Source organism: Bacillus sp. R45 (assembly GCF_021729365.1).
Lineage (GTDB): Bacteria > Bacillota > Bacilli > Bacillales > Bacillaceae > Bacillus > Bacillus velezensis.
In genome coordinates, this window is the sequence record NZ_CP091421.1 from 1,088,310 (window position 1) to 1,105,518 (window position 17,209).

The 17,209-nt window shown below is 45.0% G+C and carries 17 protein-coding genes and 1 other annotated feature (1 of these 18 running past the window's edge); of the genes, 11 read left to right on the top strand and 6 right to left on the bottom strand.

Features of this window, described 5'->3' with window-relative positions; all coding sequences use genetic code 11:
* Positions 1-183 (bottom strand) — a binding site (T-box leader) (it extends 29 nt beyond the left edge of the window).
* Between the two features lie 476 nt (positions 184-659).
* The 8 genes from L3V45_RS05620 (at position 660) to spx (ending at position 8,820) form a co-directional block, all read left to right on the top strand.
* Positions 660-2,294 (top strand): peptide ABC transporter substrate-binding protein, encoded by a 1,635-nt coding sequence (locus L3V45_RS05620; protein WP_094760565.1) that lies wholly within the window; start codon positions 660-662, stop codon positions 2,292-2,294.
* Between the two features lie 106 nt (positions 2,295-2,400).
* The gene (locus L3V45_RS05625) at positions 2,401-3,336 is read left to right on the top strand and encodes an ABC transporter permease (protein WP_003155043.1); all 936 of its coding nucleotides are present in this window, start codon (positions 2,401-2,403) and stop codon (positions 3,334-3,336) included.
* Positions 3,337-3,339: 3 nt separating this feature from the next.
* On the top strand, positions 3,340-4,257 hold the full coding sequence (oppC, locus tag L3V45_RS05630) for an oligopeptide ABC transporter permease OppC (protein ID WP_003155041.1): 918 nt from the start codon (positions 3,340-3,342) through the stop codon (positions 4,255-4,257).
* Between the two features lie 12 nt (positions 4,258-4,269).
* On the top strand, positions 4,270-5,346 hold the full coding sequence (locus L3V45_RS05635) for an ABC transporter ATP-binding protein (protein ID WP_003155039.1): 1,077 nt from the start codon (positions 4,270-4,272) through the stop codon (positions 5,344-5,346).
* On the top strand, positions 5,339-6,256 hold the full coding sequence (oppF, locus tag L3V45_RS05640; protein ID WP_003155037.1) for an oligopeptide ABC transporter ATP-binding protein OppF: 918 nt from the start codon (positions 5,339-5,341) through the stop codon (positions 6,254-6,256). Before L3V45_RS05635 ends, oppF begins: the two co-directional genes overlap by 8 nt.
* Before the next feature lie 106 nt (positions 6,257-6,362).
* A complete protein-coding gene (locus L3V45_RS05645) occupies positions 6,363-7,550 on the top strand; it encodes a putative glycoside hydrolase (protein WP_003155036.1) in 1,188 nt (395 codons plus the stop codon).
* A gap of 117 nt (positions 7,551-7,667) precedes the next feature.
* Entirely contained in the window at positions 7,668-8,246 is a 579-nt protein-coding gene (locus tag L3V45_RS05650) for a GNAT family N-acetyltransferase (protein ID WP_003155035.1), read from the top strand.
* 178 nt (positions 8,247-8,424) lie between these two features.
* The gene (spx, locus tag L3V45_RS05655) at positions 8,425-8,820 is read left to right on the top strand and encodes a transcriptional regulator Spx (RefSeq protein ID WP_003155034.1); all 396 of its coding nucleotides are present in this window, start codon (positions 8,425-8,427) and stop codon (positions 8,818-8,820) included.
* A 57-nt stretch (positions 8,821-8,877) separates the two neighbouring features.
* Here the strand turns inward: spx and L3V45_RS05660 are convergent, their stop codons facing one another.
* Complete coding sequence (locus L3V45_RS05660; RefSeq protein ID WP_003155033.1) at positions 8,878-9,534, bottom strand: TerC family protein; 657 nt, start codon at positions 9,532-9,534, stop codon at positions 8,878-8,880.
* Between the two features lie 275 nt (positions 9,535-9,809).
* Here L3V45_RS05660 and mecA point away from each other — a divergent pair, with 275 nt between their 5' ends.
* The 3 genes from mecA to pepF all read left to right on the top strand — a co-directional run bounded on the left by mecA (position 9,810) and on the right by pepF (position 13,834).
* The gene (gene mecA / locus L3V45_RS05670; RefSeq protein WP_003155032.1) at positions 9,810-10,466 is read left to right on the top strand and encodes an adaptor protein MecA; all 657 of its coding nucleotides are present in this window, start codon (positions 9,810-9,812) and stop codon (positions 10,464-10,466) included.
* Positions 10,467-10,616: 150 nt separating this feature from the next.
* Positions 10,617-11,777 carry a competence protein CoiA family protein gene (locus L3V45_RS05675; protein WP_003155030.1) on the top strand — a complete coding sequence of 387 codons (1,161 nt, stop codon included), beginning with the start codon at positions 10,617-10,619 and terminating at the stop codon, positions 11,775-11,777.
* Positions 11,778-12,004: 227 nt separating this feature from the next.
* Complete coding sequence (gene pepF / locus L3V45_RS05680; RefSeq protein ID WP_003155028.1) at positions 12,005-13,834, top strand: oligoendopeptidase F; 1,830 nt, start codon at positions 12,005-12,007, stop codon at positions 13,832-13,834.
* A gap of 37 nt (positions 13,835-13,871) precedes the next feature.
* Here the strand turns inward: pepF and L3V45_RS05685 are convergent, their stop codons facing one another.
* From L3V45_RS05685 to L3V45_RS05705, 5 genes are all read right to left on the bottom strand, one after another.
* Positions 13,872-14,039, bottom strand: coding sequence for a hypothetical protein (locus L3V45_RS05685; protein ID WP_003155026.1), 168 nt, complete (start codon positions 14,037-14,039; stop codon positions 13,872-13,874).
* A gap of 285 nt (positions 14,040-14,324) precedes the next feature.
* Entirely contained in the window at positions 14,325-15,227 is a 903-nt protein-coding gene (spxH, locus tag L3V45_RS05690; RefSeq protein WP_024085126.1) for a protease adaptor protein SpxH, read from the bottom strand.
* Positions 15,224-15,622 carry a globin domain-containing protein gene (locus L3V45_RS05695; RefSeq protein WP_003155023.1) on the bottom strand — a complete coding sequence of 133 codons (399 nt, stop codon included), beginning with the start codon at positions 15,620-15,622 and terminating at the stop codon, positions 15,224-15,226. Before L3V45_RS05695 ends, spxH begins: the two co-directional genes overlap by 4 nt.
* Before the next feature lie 228 nt (positions 15,623-15,850).
* On the bottom strand, positions 15,851-16,537 hold the full coding sequence (locus L3V45_RS05700; RefSeq protein WP_046559488.1) for a lytic transglycosylase domain-containing protein: 687 nt from the start codon (positions 16,535-16,537) through the stop codon (positions 15,851-15,853).
* A gap of 4 nt (positions 16,538-16,541) precedes the next feature.
* A complete protein-coding gene (locus tag L3V45_RS05705; RefSeq protein ID WP_046559489.1) occupies positions 16,542-17,117 on the bottom strand; it encodes a CYTH domain-containing protein in 576 nt (191 codons plus the stop codon).
* Between the last annotated feature and the right edge of the window lie 92 nt (positions 17,118-17,209).

Genomic DNA, 17,209 nt, shown 5'->3' on the forward strand with positions numbered 1-17,209 from the left:
CTGATTATTCCATTACAATGGAATCGCTCGAGACGTTGGTAACGGAGGCTGCTCCGGCTGGGCCTACTAACGTTCGGTCAGCTGCTCAGAAGTCCATTCCACATCGCCCGTTACCTGCTCCCAGCACCGCAGACTCTCTTCAAACGGATGAAAATGTGTACTACTCTTCATCATCGCAATCACAACAAATGTATTTGATTGATCTATTATAAATCAATTATAGCCAAATGTCATCAGAGGAATACAAGCTTATTTCCAGTTTACTTTAGAGGTGGAAATCCTCAAAAAGAACTGAAAATGCTTAAATGATAACGTATATCAACATTTCGTATAACGAATATTATATGTAAAAAGCAATATGAACTGGAAATTACATTAAAAAAATTTAGTTAGGTCATGCTTTAAACTATAGAAGTGTATCACCTTTTTGACAGAAAAACTGACCAAATTTAAATATTTTAAATTGAGAAAATAGTATTGCAATAAATTATTCATTTCATTATAATGAACTTGTTCACTCTATTGTTACAGCTTCTTTACATAAAATAATCAGAAAAGACGGAACACAATTAAAGTTTAGAAAAATATTAAGTTATTTTGTCTGATATTTCTGAGTATTTAGTAGTAAAGGCTGAAAAATTTGATTAGGGGGTTAGTGCATGAAAAAGCGTTGGTCTATTGTAGGTTTGATGCTTATCTTCTCGCTTGTATTAAGTGCGTGCGGCGGATTCAGCGGCGGATCAGGCGGCGGTAAAAAAGACACCAAAGGACAGACTTCACTTAATATCAATATTAAAACCGAGCCGTTCTCATTGCATCCGGGTTTAGCGAATGATTCCGTTTCAGGAGGCGTAATCCGACAGACTTTTGAAGGATTGACACGCGTAAACTCCAAAGGTGAGCCTGAAGAAGGAATGGCATCTAAAATTGAAACAAGCAAAGACGGAAAGACCTATACATTTACGGTTCGTGACGGTGCGAAATGGTCTAACGGCGACCCTGTGACGGCGCAGGATTTTGAATATGCATGGAAATGGGTGCTTGACCCGAACAACGAATCACAATACGCTTATCAGCTCTACTACATCAAAGGCGCTGAAGCTGCCAATACAGGAAAAGGCAAGATTGATGATGTAGGCGTAAAAGCCGTAAATGACAAAACATTAAAGGTTGAACTGAATAACCCGACACCTTATTTCACGCAATTAACTTCATTCTATACGTATATGCCGATCAACAAGAAAATCGCCGAAAAACATAAAAACTGGAACACAAACGCGGGCGAAAATTATGTGTCAAACGGCCCGTTCAAAATGACGGCCTGGAAACACAGCGGTTCCATCACGCTCGAAAAGAACGATCAATATTGGGATAAAGACGCTGTGAAATTGAAGAAAATCAACATGGTGATGATTAACAATAACAACACCGAACTGAAAAAATTCCAGGCCGGTGAGCTTGACTGGGCAGGAATGCCGCTCGGCCAGCTTCCGACTGAATCTCTGCCGACATTGAAAAAAGACGGATCTCTTCACGTTGAACCGATCGCAGGCGTGTATTGGTACAAATTCAACACAGAAGCGAAACCGCTGAACAATGTTAACATCCGTAAAGCCCTTGCTTATGCGATCGACCGCTCGTCCATCGTGAAAAATGTAACCCAGGGCGAACAAATCCCGGCCATGGCTGCGGTGCCGCCGTCAATGAAGGGATTCAAGGATAACACAAAAGGTTACTTCAAAGACAATGACGTCAAATCAGCTAAAGAATTCTTAAATAAAGGACTGAAGGAATTAGGCGTCAAGAGTGCCTCTGACCTTCCGGCGATCAAGCTGTCCTACAATACGGATGACGCGCATGCGAAAATCGCGCAGGCCGTACAGGAAATGTGGAAAAAGAACTTGGGCGTCAAAGTTGAACTTGATAACTCCGAATGGAATGTTTACATCGACAAGCTGCACAGCCAAAACTACCAAATCGGGCGTATGGGCTGGCTCGGCGATTTCAACGATCCGATCAACTTCCTTGAATTGTTCCGTGATAAAGAAGGCGGAAACAATGATACCGGGTGGGAAGATCCTGAGTTTAAAAAGCTGCTGAACCAATCTCAGCTTGAAACGGATCCGGATAAACGTATCGAAGAGCTGAAAAAAGCAGAAAAGATCTTTATCGACGCAATGCCGGTCGCGCCAGTTTATTTCTATACGGATCCTTGGGTGCAGGATAAAAACCTCAAAAATGTGATCTTGACAGGAACAGGCGAAGTTTACTTCAGAAACGCTTCTTTTGAATAAAAGCCGGTTCTGAAAACAAAAGACCCAAGGTATATGGGGAGGATGTCCCCATATACCTTTCTTACTGATTACGTATAAAATTGTAAAAAACATGGAGGTGTTCACCTTGCTGAAATATATCGGTAAACGATTCATTTACATGATCATCACATTGTTTGTGATTGTGACCGCCACGTTCTTCTTAATGCAGGCAGCGCCGGGCGGACCATTTTCCGGCGAAAGAAAGCTGCCGCCTGAAATTGAGGCAAACTTAAACGAACACTATGGTTTGGACAAGCCTCTTTTCGTTCAATATGTCAGCTACTTAAAATCTGTGGCGATGTGGGACTTCGGGCCTTCTTTTAAATATAAAGGCCAAAGTGTTAATGATTTAATCAATTCAGGCTTCCCCGTCTCATTCACTCTCGGTGCAGAAGCTATTCTCCTCGCTTTAGCGTTCGGTGTGCTTTTCGGGGTGCTTGCTGCCCTGTACCATAATAAATGGCAGGATTATACCATTGCGATTTTAACGATCTTTGGGATCTCAGTTCCGAGCTTTATATTGGCGACGATTTTGCAATATATTTTCTCAATTAAATTAGAACTGTTCCCGGTCGCAGGGTGGGAATCCTGGGCATACACCTTTCTGCCCTCCATTGCGCTCGCTTCCATGCCGATGGCGTTCATTGCCAGACTCTCCCGTTCAAGCATGATTGAAGTGTTAAACAGCGATTACATACGGACTGCAAAAGCTAAAGGACTTTCCCGTCCGTCAGTCACCGTGCGCCATGCGCTGCGAAACGCGCTTTTGCCGGTCGTGACATATATGGGGCCGATGGCGGCATCCATTTTAACGGGAAGTTTCATCATTGAATCCATTTTCGGAATTCCCGGTTTAGGCGCGCATTTTGTAAACAGCATTACAAACCGTGATTATACGGTCATTATGGGAGTTACCGTGTTCTTCAGCGTGCTCCTGCTTCTATGCGTATTAATTGTAGACGTGCTGTACGGATTAATCGATCCGAGAATCAAGCTTTCCAAAGCAAAGAAAGGAGCCTAGACCATGCAGAACATTCCTAAAAATATGTTTGAACCAGCTTCAGCTAATGCCGGCGATGCCGAAAAAATAAATAAAAAAAGCCTTTCCCTCTGGAAAGACGCCATGCTCCGCTTCCGCAGCAATAAGCTTGCGATGGTCGGGTTCGTACTGATCGTTCTTATTATTCTGATGGCGATTTTTGCGCCTATCTTTTCAAGGTATGATTATGCCACTACCAATCTATTAAATGCGGATAAAGCGCCGTCGAAAGATCATTGGTTCGGCACGGATGACCTTGGAAGGGATATATTCGTCCGGACATGGGTGGGCGCGCGGATTTCCATCTTTATCGGTGTCGCAGCTGCCGTGCTTGATTTATTGATCGGCGTAATCTGGGGCAGCATTTCCGGATTCCGCGGCGGACGCACAGATGAAGTGATGATGCGCATCGCCGACATTCTGTGGGCTGTTCCTTCATTATTAATGGTTATTTTGCTGATGGTTGTCCTGCCGAAAGGATTGCTCACCATTATCGTCGCCATGACGATCACGGGCTGGATCAATATGGCGAGGATCGTCCGCGGACAGGTGCTGCAATTAAAGAATCAGGAGTATGTGCTTGCTTCACAGACACTCGGTGCCAAAACCGGCCGGCTTTTGTTTAAGCATATCGTCCCGAACGCGATGGGCTCTATACTCGTAACGATGACACTGACGGTTCCGACGGCGATTTTTACAGAAGCGTTTTTAAGTTATTTGGGCCTCGGCGTACCTGCGCCGCTTGCGAGCTGGGGAACGATGGCCTCAGACGGATTGCCTGCATTAACCTATTACCCTTGGCGTCTGTTCTTCCCTGCCGGCTTTATCTGCCTGGCGATGTTCGGCTTTAACGTTGTCGGCGACGGGTTAAGAGACGCGCTGGATCCTAAGTTACGCAAATAAGGAGTGATATGAGTGACACGTTTGCTAGAAGTAAAAGACTTAGCCATTTCATTTAAAACATACGGCGGAGAGGTACAGGCAATCCGCGGCGTCAATTTCCATTTGAATAAAGGAGAGACGCTGGCGATCGTGGGGGAGTCGGGTTCCGGAAAAAGTGTGACCTCCCAAGCGATTATGAAGCTGATTCCGATGCCGCCGGGCTACTTTAAAAGAGGACAGATTCTTTTTGACGGACGCGATATCGTGCCGATGTCCGAAAAAGAAATGCAGGCCATCAGAGGAAAGGACATCGGAATGATTTTCCAAGATCCGATGACCTCTCTGAACCCGACGATGAGAGTCGGCAAGCAAATTACGGAAGTGCTTTTCAAACATGAAAAAATCTCAAGTGAAGCGGCGAAAAAGCGCGCCATAGAGCTGCTTGATCTCGTCGGAATTCCGATGCCCGAAAAACGGATCGGCCAATTCCCCCATGAATTTTCAGGCGGTATGAGACAGCGTGTCGTCATCGCGATGGCGCTTGCGGCAAATCCGAAACTGTTAATTGCCGATGAACCGACAACAGCGCTTGATGTGACGATTCAGGCACAGATCCTTGAGCTGATGAAAGATCTGCAAAAGAAAATTGATACGTCTATCATTTTTATCACGCATGATCTCGGCGTTGTCGCCAATGTCGCCGACCGGGTCGCCGTCATGTACGCGGGTCAGGTCGTCGAATCGGGCACGGTGGATGAAATCTTTTATGATCCGCGCCATCCGTATACGTGGGGGCTGCTTGCCTCAATGCCGAGTCTGGACAGCACCGATCAGGAAAAACTGACGGCCATCCCGGGTACGCCGCCTGATCTGACGAATCCTCCGAAAGGGGATGCATTTGCGCTCCGCAGCTCATATGCGATGAAAATTGACTTTGAACAGGAACCGCCGATGTATAAAGTGTCTGATACGCATTTTGTGAAATCGTGGCTTCTGCATCCTGATGCGCCTAAGGTCGAGCCGCCTGAAGCGGTGAAGGCTAAAATCCGTCAGCTTCCGAATACGTATCAGCATCCTGTTTTAATGAAGGAAGGTGAAAAAAATGACTGAGAAACTTCTCGAAATCAAACACTTAAAACAGCATTTTTTCACGCAGAAAGGAACGGTAAAAGCCGTAGATGATTTGTCATTTGATATTTATAAAGGCGAAACGCTCGGCCTTGTCGGAGAATCGGGCTGCGGTAAATCAACGACGGGCCGCAGTATTATCCGGCTGTATGAGGCAACTGGCGGGGAAGTTCTCTTTAACGGGGAAAATGTCCACGGGAAAAAATCCCGCAAGAAGCTGCTGGAGTTTAACCGGAAAATGCAGATGATTTTCCAGGATCCGTACGCATCTTTAAATCCGAGAATGACAGTCGCCGACATTATTGCCGAGGGAATAGATATTCACCGCCTGGCAAAAACGAAAAAAGAGCGGATGCAGCGGGTTCACGAACTGCTGGAAACGGTCGGTTTAAATAAAGAGCACGCCAACCGCTACCCGCATGAATTTTCAGGCGGACAGCGCCAGCGTATCGGAATCGCCAGAGCGCTGGCGGTTGATCCGGAGTTTATCATCGCGGACGAACCGATTTCGGCGCTTGATGTCTCCATTCAGGCGCAAGTCGTCAATTTAATGAAAGAATTGCAGAAAGAAAAAGGGCTCACTTACCTGTTTATCGCCCATGATTTATCAATGGTCAAATACATCAGCGACCGCATCGGCGTCATGTATTTCGGAAAATTGGTGGAGCTTGCGCCGGCGGATGAGCTTTACGAAAACCCGCTTCACCCATATACGAAATCATTGCTGTCCGCTATCCCGCTTCCTGATCCGGACTATGAAAGAAATCGCACGCGAAAGAAATACGATCCGGCAGTTCATCAGCTCCAAGAAGGAGAAAAAATGGAATTCAGAGAAGTGAAACCGGGACATTTTGTCATGTGCACAGAAGCTGAATTTAAAACCTATCTATAAACGTATCATCCTCCAAGACTGAGTCTTGGAGGATTTTTTTGCGCACATTCAAGTTTATTAAGCCTGCTCCCGTTTTTCTATAATGGAAAAAAAGGGGGAGATCAGTATGAAAACCATTTTGTGCGCCATTTGTGCGGGACTGTTTATCAGTGCAGCCGCTTATCCGGCCCATGCCGCTGTGAAAGAGGAGCAGCCGCTTGTAAAAGTAGCGCTGGCTGAAAAAGAATTGCCGAAATCAAATGCACGGTTCGCTTATCCGTCAGGGCTGCATTTTTCACATCCTGATAAGGTGCGGGGCATTTACGTCACAGGGCATTCAGCGGGAGGAAGCAAATTCGGGGAGCTGACAGACTTTGTGGACAAAACGGAACTCAATACAATGGTCATTGATGTCAAGGACGACAACGGGAACCTCACCTTTAAGCCGGACGGCCATTCTGAGTATGCAAAAATCGCCAAGCCGTACATCAAAGACCCAAAAAAGATGATGAAAAAGCTGGAGGAAAAAAAGATCTATCCGATCGCGCGTATTGTCGTATTTAAAGACAGCGAACTCGCGAACAAAAAGCCCGAGTGGTCCTTTAAAGAAAAAAACGGAAGTGTCTGGAAAAACGGCCGCGGCGAATCGTTCGTCAATCCGTTTATGAAAGAAGTATGGGATTACAATGTAAAGATTGCAAAACAAGCCGTAAAGATGGGTTTTCAAGAAATTCAGTTTGATTATGTCCGTTTTCCTGAAGGGTTTGAAAAACGTGATGACGAACTGACATACGGACACGGCGATTACGGAAAAACAGCAGACAGCAATGTGCAAAAACGCGTTCACGCCGTCACCGATTTTGTCGGTTATGCGAAGAAAAAACTCAAGCCGTACGGCGCGGATGTGTCGGTTGATATTTTCGGCTATTCAGCCACGCTGCCTGAAGCGCCTGGTATCGGCCAGAATTTCAGCAAAATTTCAGACCAGGTCGATGTCATTTCATCCATGATTTATCCGAGCCATTGGACAAGCTATTTCGGCATTGATAAACCGGATCTTGAGCCCTACAATGTCGTCAAAGAATACGCGAAGGTGGAAAATAAAAAGCTGTCCAAGCTGAAACACCCGCCTGTATCGCGTCCGTGGCTTCAGGACTTCACGGCATCATATCTCGGCAGCGGAAATTATCAAAAGTACGGGAAACGCCAGGTGGAGGACCAGGTTAAAGCGCTGCATGATGAAGGAATTGACGAATTTTTATTGTGGGACGCGGCAAACCGTTATACCAAAAACGTCGATTACACACCATTTTAAAAAAATTGAAACCATGTTAAAGGATCACACGTCTTAATAGATGTAAGATTGTTTAAACAATCGGAAATGGGGTATATCTAAAAGTGTGAAGACAACGAACCCATAAGGAGCAAATGAATGAACTGGTACGAAAAGCTGAGTGAATATTTTCCGATTGAAGAAATGAAATCAAAAGCGCATATGGAAGCTCTGTTAAAGGAGCAAAGCGATGTTTATCATAAAGAAGAGGGGCAGTACCACGTGCTGATGTATGCGGAATTTGACTCTTTCATCTTTATTGATTACCTGTTTGTGTCAAAGAAATCCAGAGGACAAGGCCTCGGAAGCAAGCTGATCGGCAGACTGAAAAAGAAGAACAAGCCGATTCTGCTTGAGGTGGAGCCTGTTGACGAGGATGACACGGATACACAGAAACGCTTGCGTTTTTATCAAAGAGAGCATTTCAAGCACGCGCAGTCAATCGGGTATCGGCGCCGGTCATTGGCTACGAATGAAGTGAACAAAATGGAGATTCTGTACTGGTCACCTAAGACGGAATCAGAAGAAGAAATATTTGAAGCGATGAAACAGACATATGAAAACATTCACACTTATAAAGATGAAAAATGGTACGGAGAATCATACGAAAAAACGGATGAAGTTCTCAAAGTCATTGATGAGAAAAAACAAAAAAACATTTTCGATCAGCTGAGCTAATTGAGAATGGAGAAAAATCCTCCAGCCGTAAATTTGCCGGATTGACACATTTTTTTCTCAGGAGACTGTTCACACTTACTTTTTTATAGTATAATACCTATAAAGATTCCTTTTTTAAAGTCATTTCAATTTGAGAATACAAACATGTTCATCCTACTAATTAGAGGAGTGAAGATTAATGGTTACATTATACACATCACCTAGCTGTACGTCATGCAGAAAAGCAAGAGCTTGGCTTGAAGAGCACGAGATTCCGTTTGTAGAAAGAAACATTTTCTCCGAGCCGTTATCAATTGATGAGATCAAGCAGATTCTGCGTATGACTGAAGACGGTACGGATGAAATTATCTCTACCCGTTCTAAAGTATTCCAGAAACTGAACGTAAATGTTGAATCTATGCCGCTTCAAGACTTATATACTTTGATCAATGAGCATCCGGGACTGCTCCGCCGTCCGATCATCATTGATGAAAAACGACTGCAAGTCGGCTATAACGAAGATGAAATCAGACGATTCCTGCCAAGAAAAGTGCGTTCTTTCCAATTAAGAGAAGCACAGCGTCTTGCCAACTGATATAAGCTTACGATAAGCATGGAAAAAGCCCAAAACCATCGCGGTTTGGGCTTTTTGTTATTTTTCAGTCTGCTGGTAAATCATACTGGCGAGGATCACAAAAACAACGGTCAAAATCGGCAGCATCATCTGTATCATGCCGTGTTCTGCCATGAAAAATGACAGCTTGCTGTCTCCGGCAATCATTTCACCGCCGGTAAATGCGAGAAGACCGCTCCCGGCATACATCAATAAAGGCATTTTTTCCATGGCGGCATGAACGAGCTTGCTGCCCCAAATAATAATCGGCACCGAGATGAAGAGACCGATCACTACTAGTGTCAGCTCACCGTGAGAAGCGCCGGCTACTGCGATGACATTGTCAAGCGACATAAAGATATCAGCCAGAACGATTGTGCGGATGGCTTTCCAAAGAGAAGAACTGCTTTTCACATGCTGCGCATCTTTCTTCTCAATCAGAAGCTGATAGCCGAGATACAATAAAAATACCCCGCCTGCGCATTGTAAAAAAGGAACATTCAATAAATAGACCGCAGCGCTCGTCAGAACGATTCTCAAGACGACTGCGATAAATGTTCCGAAGATGATCGCTTGCTGTCTTTGTTTATGGGCCAGATTCCGGCTGGCCATCGCGATGACGACGGCATTGTCACCGCCGAGAATAAGGTCAATCCCGATAATAAGCAGAAGGGACAGCAGATAATCGTGCGGCATGGTAACACCTCGCTTATAGATCGATTGCTTGTACAGCTAATATATGAAGCAATGCGCTATTTATGATGGGAACCGGGAGAAAGCCTGTTTTTCGGTGTGAAAATGCTTTTTTATTTCTTTTATAACTGTTTTATCATAAAATAGAAATATAAAGAATTTGCGCTGTCTTCTATAAGGTTAAGATGTGGACGGAATGGGTAAAGTGTAGTAAAGTACTATTCATCGGGAGCTTAGATGTCCCTTCAACATCTTATAAAGAAGGGAAGGTTGGCAAAATGGAAATAGAAAGAATTAATGAGCATACTGTAAAATTTTATATGTCTTATGGTGATATTGAAGATCGCGGTTTTGACAGAGAAGAAATCTGGTACAATCGCGAGCGCAGTGAAGAACTGTTCTGGGAAGTCATGGATGAAGTGCATGATGAAGAGGAATTCGCTGTCGAGGGTCCTCTTTGGATTCAGGTTCAGGCATTGGACAAAGGACTGGAAATAATCGTAACAAAAGCCCAGCTTTCCAAGGACGGACAAAAACTCGAACTGCCGATCCCGGAAGATAAAAAACAAGAGCCGGCAGATGAAAATCTCGATGCTTTACTTGATGATTTCCAGAAAGAAGAGCAGGCCGAGAGCCGGGAAGATAAGGAGCAAAAGCTTCAGTTCACTTTGCGGTTCGATGATTTTGAGGATCTCATCTCGCTATCAAAATTGAATCTTAACGGAATCAAAACGACCCTGTATTCGTTTGAAGACCGATATTATTTATATGCAGATTTTTATGAGCAAACTGATGAAGAGGTTGAAAATCAGCTAAGCATCCTGTTGGAGTACGCGCACGAATCATCAGTCAGCATTCACCGTCTTGAAGAATACGGAAAATTGGTGATCGCTGATCATGCGTTATATACAATAAAAAAACACTTTGCATCATAACAAACCGATTTCTCTCAGCAGAAATCGGTTTTTTTTGTTCTGAATGACAGGATGAACGGCTGAAAACCGTATAACTGCTCTCATCCGCAAACAGGATTATGCCTTCTTCCTGCTGAATACAACAAGATTCAGGAAAGGAGAAGATGCAACATGTTCAGTGCAGTGACTGCCGACGGATGGCTCATTCAGCTGGCCGGAAGCTATTCAAAGGAAAAAGCGGCGGAGCTGAGAAAGAAACGCTGGTTCTGCCCCGTTTGCAAAAGTGAGCTTGATATCAAACTGGGACGCGAAAAACTGCCGCACTTCGCTCATAAAAAAAGCAGGCTGTGTCCCGGGGAATCCGAACCTGAAAGCGAATACCATCTGGAAGGAAAAAGACAGCTTTTTCTCTGGCTGAAGACACAAGGGTGCAGTGTCAGCCTGGAACCGTATCTGACTTCCGCTGGACAGCGGCCTGACTTGACGGCAGAAAGCGGAGAAGAAAGGCTGGCTTTTGAATTTCAATGTGCGAACCTTTCGGCGGACTCTTTAAAGAGCCGGACGGCAGGCCTGAAAAACGCCGGGTACCGGCCGGTCTGGATCATTGGGGCAAAACGGTTAAAACGGATGGCCGCGCAATTTTTCCGGCTTTCTGCTTTTCACTGGCAGTTCTTTGAAGTCAATTCATTTTCCTCCTTAATGTTTTACTGCCCCGACGTCCGCTCCTTTTACAGGCTGCATTCCATCACTCCGTTTTACACCGGCTATTCTTATGCCGGCTTAACCACAATCCCTCTTCACAAAGCAAACCTGAAAGACATTTGTCATCCGGAAGGGCGGCACAGCGTCAGACTTTCCTCGTGGGGGCGTGCCGTTGCCGGCTTCCGCAACAAAGGCGGGCGGTTTTTATCTGAAGATGCCGGTCTTATCCGGCGTCTTTTTTACGAAAGACATCAGGTTGCATTTCCATTTCTCCCCTCTGAAGTGTTTATTCCCGTTTCAGCAGGCTTTGTGTTTGCAAGTCCCGTTTTTGTGTGGCAGGGCCATTTATACTTGCGGCTTGCGGAACTTTCTAAAAAAGGCGCGCCGATCCGATTATCCGGCATGGTTCATGATTTACGGCAAAAAATCAGGCATAAGGAGATCCGGATGCGGTATGGTTCACAAGACAGCCTTATCGGAATGGCGGTAAAACAATATGCTGATTTCTTATGCTTGCAGGATTTTTTAAGGGAAATTGAGAATGAAGTATATATGCCCTCATCTCAACAGAAGCACCCTCAAACGGCAGAAGAGCTGCGCCGGCGGGACCTGCTCTTTTTTGGGGAATGAGAATGCTTCATTTCGTTCACCCTAACGTCAAGGTGGTGGCGAATGTGAGGGGCGTACAAGCATTTTGTTTTCGTTTTTTCACTGTATTATTGGTATGCTCGGTCTTATATGCCGCATATGATTTGACAAAAGGCAGTGAAAAGCCGGAAGATAATCACAACACAAGTTTTTGGAGAAACAATCGTTTTTTCAATTGGCTTGAAGTAAAGAAAACGAGGGGGATCACCATGACTGAGGAAAATAAAGCAGCACAGCTGCCTGACAGAAGTGAAGTAAAGGCAGAGCATACATGGAGACTAGAGGATATTTTTCCTAGTGATGAGGCCTGGAATAAAGAATTTCAAGCAGTTAAAGAATTAATTCCGAATTTATCTTCATTTAAAGGCACGCTTGCTCATTCGGCTGATAATTTATACGCGGCGCTTACGGCACAGGATGAAGTGACGAACCGCCTTGGGAAACTTTATGCATACGCGCATATGCGCTCAGACCAGGATACGGGAAATTCTTTCTACCAAGGGCTGAACGACAAAGCCGCAAGCCTGTATTCTCAGGCTGCCAGCGCGACTGCTTACATTGAACCGGAAATTCTGGCGATTCAGGAGGACAAGCTGCACCAGTTTATTCTGGAAAAAGAGGAGCTTAAGCTTTACTCCCATGCAATTGAAGAAATTACAAAACAGCGTCCGCACGTGCTGAGCGAACAAGAAGAGGCCCTGCTTGCGGAAGCCTCTGAAGCGCTGTCTTCGCCTTCCAATACATTCAGTGTTTTAAATAACGCCGATATTACGTTTCCGTCGATTAAAGATGAAAACGGCAAGGAAACTCAAATCACACACGGCAACTTTATTAATTTCCTGGAAAGCAGCAATCGTGAAGTCCGCAAAAACGCATTTGAAGCCGTATATAAAACATACGGACAGTATAAAAACACGATGGCGACTACACTCAGCGGCACTGTGAAAAAAGATAATTTTTACGCCCGTGTGAAAAAGTATAAATCAGCACGGGAAGCGGCTTTATCCAATAACAGCATTCCTGAAGAGGTTTACGATAACCTTATCAAAACGATCAATAAACATCTTCCGTTATTACACCGTTACATTGACCTGCGGAAAAAGGTGCTCGGCCTTGATGAAGTCCATATTTATGACCTGTACACACCGCTTGTAAAAGATTCGGGAATGAAGGTCACATATGAGGAAGCGAAAGATTATATGCTCAAAGGACTTGCTCCGCTGGGCGAGGAATACGCGTCTATTTTAAAAGAAGGACTTGAAAACCGCTGGGTCGATGTATACGAAAACAAAGGAAAACGCAGCGGTGCTTATTCGTCCGGTACATACGGCACGAATCCGTACATCTTGATGAACTGGCATGATAATGTCAATAATCTGTTTACGCTCGTTCACGAGTTCGGCCATTCCGTGCACAGCTACTATACGAGAAAATATCAGCCGTATCCGTACGGTAACTACAGCATTTTTGTCGCTGAAGTCGCTTCAACGACTAATGAAGCGCTGCTCGGTGAATATATGCTGAACAGCTTAAAGGATGAAAAACAGCGTCTGTACCTGCTCAACCACATGCTTGAAGGATTCAGAGGCACAGTGTTCAGACAGACGATGTTCGCTGAATTTGAGCATCTGATTCATACGAAAGCGCAGGAAGGCGAGCCGCTAACGCCTGAACTGCTGAACGAACTTTATTATGATCTGAATAAAAAGTATTTCGGTGACAACATGGTGATTGATAAAGAAATCAGTCTGGAATGGTCAAGAATTCCGCATTTCTATTACAATTATTATGTGTATCAATATGCGACAGGCTACAGTGCGGCCCAAGCGCTGAGCAGCCAGATCTTAAAAGAAGGCAAGCCTGCGGTGGAGCGCTATACCGAATTCTTAAAAGCGGGAAGCTCGGAATATCCGATCGACATACTGAAAAAAGCGGGAGTCGATATGACATCGCCTGAACCGATCGAGGCGGCCTGCAAAATGTTTGAAGAGAAACTGAACGAAATGGAAGAGCTTCTTTCGAAAGTGAACCCTTCGTAATTCAAAAAAGCCTGTGCATAAGATGCGCAGGCTTTTTCTAAAACCCCTTAAACGTTTTTCGGTGATTCAGCCGGTACAGGGCAAACAATATGGACAGAAACAGCAGTGGAGATGTAATGTAAATCGGCAGCATGTGCATCATGGCCAGCAGGTTTAAAAAGAAGAAAAACACAATCATTCCGATGATCAATACGGTGCGGAGCATTGATTTCCCTCCTTGTTTATGATTGATATATTCTATGAAAACAAGCAGTCAGTTATGTTTTGTGACAAAAATATGAACATTAATCTTATGGCTTGTCAAAACTCGACAAGATTTGATATGATAAGGATGTGAAATTGATCACAAACAAACATTACCCCTTTGTTTGACCGTGAAAAATTTCTCCCATCCCCTTTGTTGTCGTTAAGACATATGAAACCGCGCTTATCCCGGCGCGGTTTCTTTATTTGCACAAAAAAAGCCGGCTCCGTAAGGAATCAGCTTTTTTTAATGGTCACAACAGGTGACATCCTCCTGGGTGCCGGCCAGAGATTTCCAAAACAGACCGTGCTTTGCTTCCACTCTGGCGACCTTTTTGGCGAATGCCAGTTTTTTCATTTCTTTTTCAACTTCTTCTAGACTCAAATCATAAACGAGTGCGATTTCTTTCGATGCGACAAACCGGAAATATTCAATGAAACATTCCAAAGGCGGCGTTTCAGAAGGCTTCGGTTCATCCCCGAGCATTTCGAATAAGATCTCTTCGTATACGTCATAAGAATAGTTGCCGGGAACCTTCAGCCCTTCATCATCATGCAGGCTGTTAAAGAACGTCAATGTCGGATTGACGGTGACGTCCATTTCCGCCGCGATTTTCATATCGCACTGAAGCGCTTTTACCGCGCTTTGCGAATGGAGGTCGCGCTTGAATTCTTCAACATCCAATTTCGTCTTTTCAGCAATTTCTAAAAGAACGTCTTCATCCGTAATATTCTGCTTGGAGACAAACAGGCTTTCCTGCATGCTGCGGAGAAACAGAATGCCCGCTTTTCTTCCCTGCAGTTCGGCCGCTTTTAAAGCGAGTGCGGCAAGGTAGGGCGATGCAAGAGGCTGATCCTGCTCAAGCCAAAGGCTTCCGTCACAGGGCATCCCGGAACGGTTCGCAATTTTTTCCCAAGCTTCGGCAAGAAGGTGTTTTTTCCGCTTTTGCTTATTCAGCGATGTAATGCTCGCGGAAACAATGATCCGCAGGGTGAAAAAACGTCCGTATTTGATTTTTAATTTTTTTATGGCGGGCTCCAGCGACCAGCATTCAGGACATAAAGGGTCGACAAACATGTAAATTTCGAGCGGTTTTTTTGGATGTCCGTGGCAATGGGCGAAGTATTGCTCATGCTGATAATTCGTCAATATGATCGATCCTCCGCTTCTGACTGGTTTACCATATGCCTGGCCGTCAGTTCCAGACGCCCGTACAGAAATTCACGAATATCGCCCTCCAGCCCGACCTGATCCATCGCTTTGCTCATACAGCTTAGCCACGCATCAGCCCTCTCGTCCGTAATCGGAAAGGGGAGATGCCTTGCCCTGAGCATGGGATGTCCGTGCTCTTCAGTATAAAGAGGAGGTCCGCCCAAATACTGGGTTAAAAATTGCTTTTGTTTTCTGGCCGTTTCAGTCAAATCACTTGGAAATATCGGCTTCAGCAAGGGATGAGACGAGACACGCTCATAAAAAGTATCAACAAGTTGCGATAGAAGTTCCTCTCCAATCGCTTCATATGGTGCGTTAAACGATTGTCCCATGTTGACTACTCCTTTATATGGCTAATAGGAATCATAATTCCCATTGCGAATTTATCTTTCAGTTTTACTATCTTCAGTTACTGTATATTTTAGCAATAACATTTTATTTCTACAAACAAAGTGCCTTTCTGTCAGGCGCTTGTATTTCATATCATATCACATCGTCTTCATTCATGTGTAAGATTTCACTCCGCAAAAAAACCAGAGGGCGAAGGAAGCCTCTCTGGTTTACGCGTAATACTGCCGGGTTATGTTTTTGACATATTGCTGTGTTTCCTTAAACGGCGGAATGCCTCCGTACCGATCTACGTTGCCGGGGCCTGCGTTGTAGGCGGCTAACGCGAGAGATACATTTCCGTCGTATTTCGTGAGCATCTGCTTTAAGTACTTTGTGCCGCCCTCAGCGTTCTGGACGGGATCAAGCGGGTTTGACACCCCGAGTGATTCTGCCGTAGAAGGCATGAGCTGCATCAGCCCCATTGCCCCCGCACCGCTGACCGCTTTCGGATTAAAGCCTGATTCCTGTTTAATAACCGCGCGGATCAGTTTTTCGTCCACTCCGTATTTTTCGGCTGCTTTCTGAATGGCGCTGTCTATTGAAAAGTTTCCGGTGCTGATGTCAGAAGCCGCATCCGCAGACTTTATGCTCGGGGAAGGGGTCTGTGAAGCAGCCGCGGAATCGGATGAAACAGGAATTCTCGGTGAATATGAAGCGTGAGCGGTCCGCACACCGTTTAAAATCCCTGATTCCGGCTGCTGCCGGACGGCTGTGTCCGTATACTGGCTGAGCAGCGCGCTGAAATTGGCAAGCGGGCTTTCTGAAGATTGTCCGCCTGAATCCGTGCTTGTATGAGAGATTGATTGCAGCGCCATTGACTGCAGCTGGAGAAGGGCCGCCCAATTCGTTATATTCACTGTGTCATTCCACCTTTTTTTGTTTCTGTTCATAAAAACGCTGGATTTTATTTTTCGTGATCCGCTCTGGGATGCCGAATTGCTTGAGCAATTGTTCAAACGCCCGTTTTCCTTCATCCCAGTCAGCAGTCTCGAATTCCAATTCAAAGTCTTCTTTCTCTAAATATCGGCTGTGATCTAAAATGATTAAGCCTTTTTCTGATTCTTTTTCCGCGCGTGCGGTCGACAGTGTTCCGAAGCAGCAAATGTGTTCTGAACGGATACCTAGACCGTCCAGCTGCCGTTTGACGGGGCCATCCGGAATCTTGAAGACGTCAAGATCCGGTGCCGCCGCAAGCTGTTGGTGCGTTTCCAGCAGACCGACCGCGGCAGGTTCTTTTAAAGTCAGAACGAACGAGCCGTCTTTTTCTCGGATGCGGAGTGCTGATTTTTTTTGTTTCAGGGAAAAATCTTTCGTGTCGAAATAATGATTGACCTGCTGTTTAAAATCATATTCTTTCATGCAGAGTGCTTCACTCAGCTTCAGAAATTCTGATTTTGTCAGCAGGTTTTTGAATTCAATTTCTATTTCTTGGGTCATGACAGTCTTCCTTTCAGGACGAAAAATTGTATAATTCCCATTATCTCTTTAGAGGTTACGTTTATCAATATCGACCTTGATATGATAAAATA

What these genes read in the sequence shown, in the direction of transcription:
- L3V45_RS05620 (WP_094760565.1), top strand. Translation starts at nt 660, where the DNA reads ATGAAAAAGCGTTGGTCTATTGTAGGTTTGATGCTTATCTTCTCGCTT.
- L3V45_RS05685 (WP_003155026.1), bottom strand. Translation starts at nt 14,039, where the DNA reads ATGCTCCGCACCGTATTGATCATCGGAATGATTGTGTTTTTCTTCTTT.
- L3V45_RS05705 (WP_046559489.1), bottom strand. Translation starts at nt 17,117, where the DNA reads ATGACCCAAGAAATAGAAATTGAATTCAAAAACCTGCTGACAAAATCA.
- L3V45_RS05675 (WP_003155030.1), top strand. Translation starts at nt 10,617, where the DNA reads ATGTTCAGTGCAGTGACTGCCGACGGATGGCTCATTCAGCTGGCCGGA.
- oppF (WP_003155037.1), top strand. Translation starts at nt 5,339, where the DNA reads ATGACTGAGAAACTTCTCGAAATCAAACACTTAAAACAGCATTTTTTC.
- L3V45_RS05650 (WP_003155035.1), top strand. Translation starts at nt 7,668, where the DNA reads ATGAACTGGTACGAAAAGCTGAGTGAATATTTTCCGATTGAAGAAATG.
- oppC (WP_003155041.1), top strand. Translation starts at nt 3,340, where the DNA reads ATGCAGAACATTCCTAAAAATATGTTTGAACCAGCTTCAGCTAATGCC.
- spx (WP_003155034.1), top strand. Translation starts at nt 8,425, where the DNA reads ATGGTTACATTATACACATCACCTAGCTGTACGTCATGCAGAAAAGCA.
- mecA (WP_003155032.1), top strand. Translation starts at nt 9,810, where the DNA reads ATGGAAATAGAAAGAATTAATGAGCATACTGTAAAATTTTATATGTCT.
- L3V45_RS05645 (WP_003155036.1), top strand. Translation starts at nt 6,363, where the DNA reads ATGAAAACCATTTTGTGCGCCATTTGTGCGGGACTGTTTATCAGTGCA.
- L3V45_RS05695 (WP_003155023.1), bottom strand. Translation starts at nt 15,622, where the DNA reads ATGGGACAATCGTTTAACGCACCATATGAAGCGATTGGAGAGGAACTT.
- L3V45_RS05660 (WP_003155033.1), bottom strand. Translation starts at nt 9,534, where the DNA reads ATGCCGCACGATTATCTGCTGTCCCTTCTGCTTATTATCGGGATTGAC.
- pepF (WP_003155028.1), top strand. Translation starts at nt 12,005, where the DNA reads ATGACTGAGGAAAATAAAGCAGCACAGCTGCCTGACAGAAGTGAAGTA.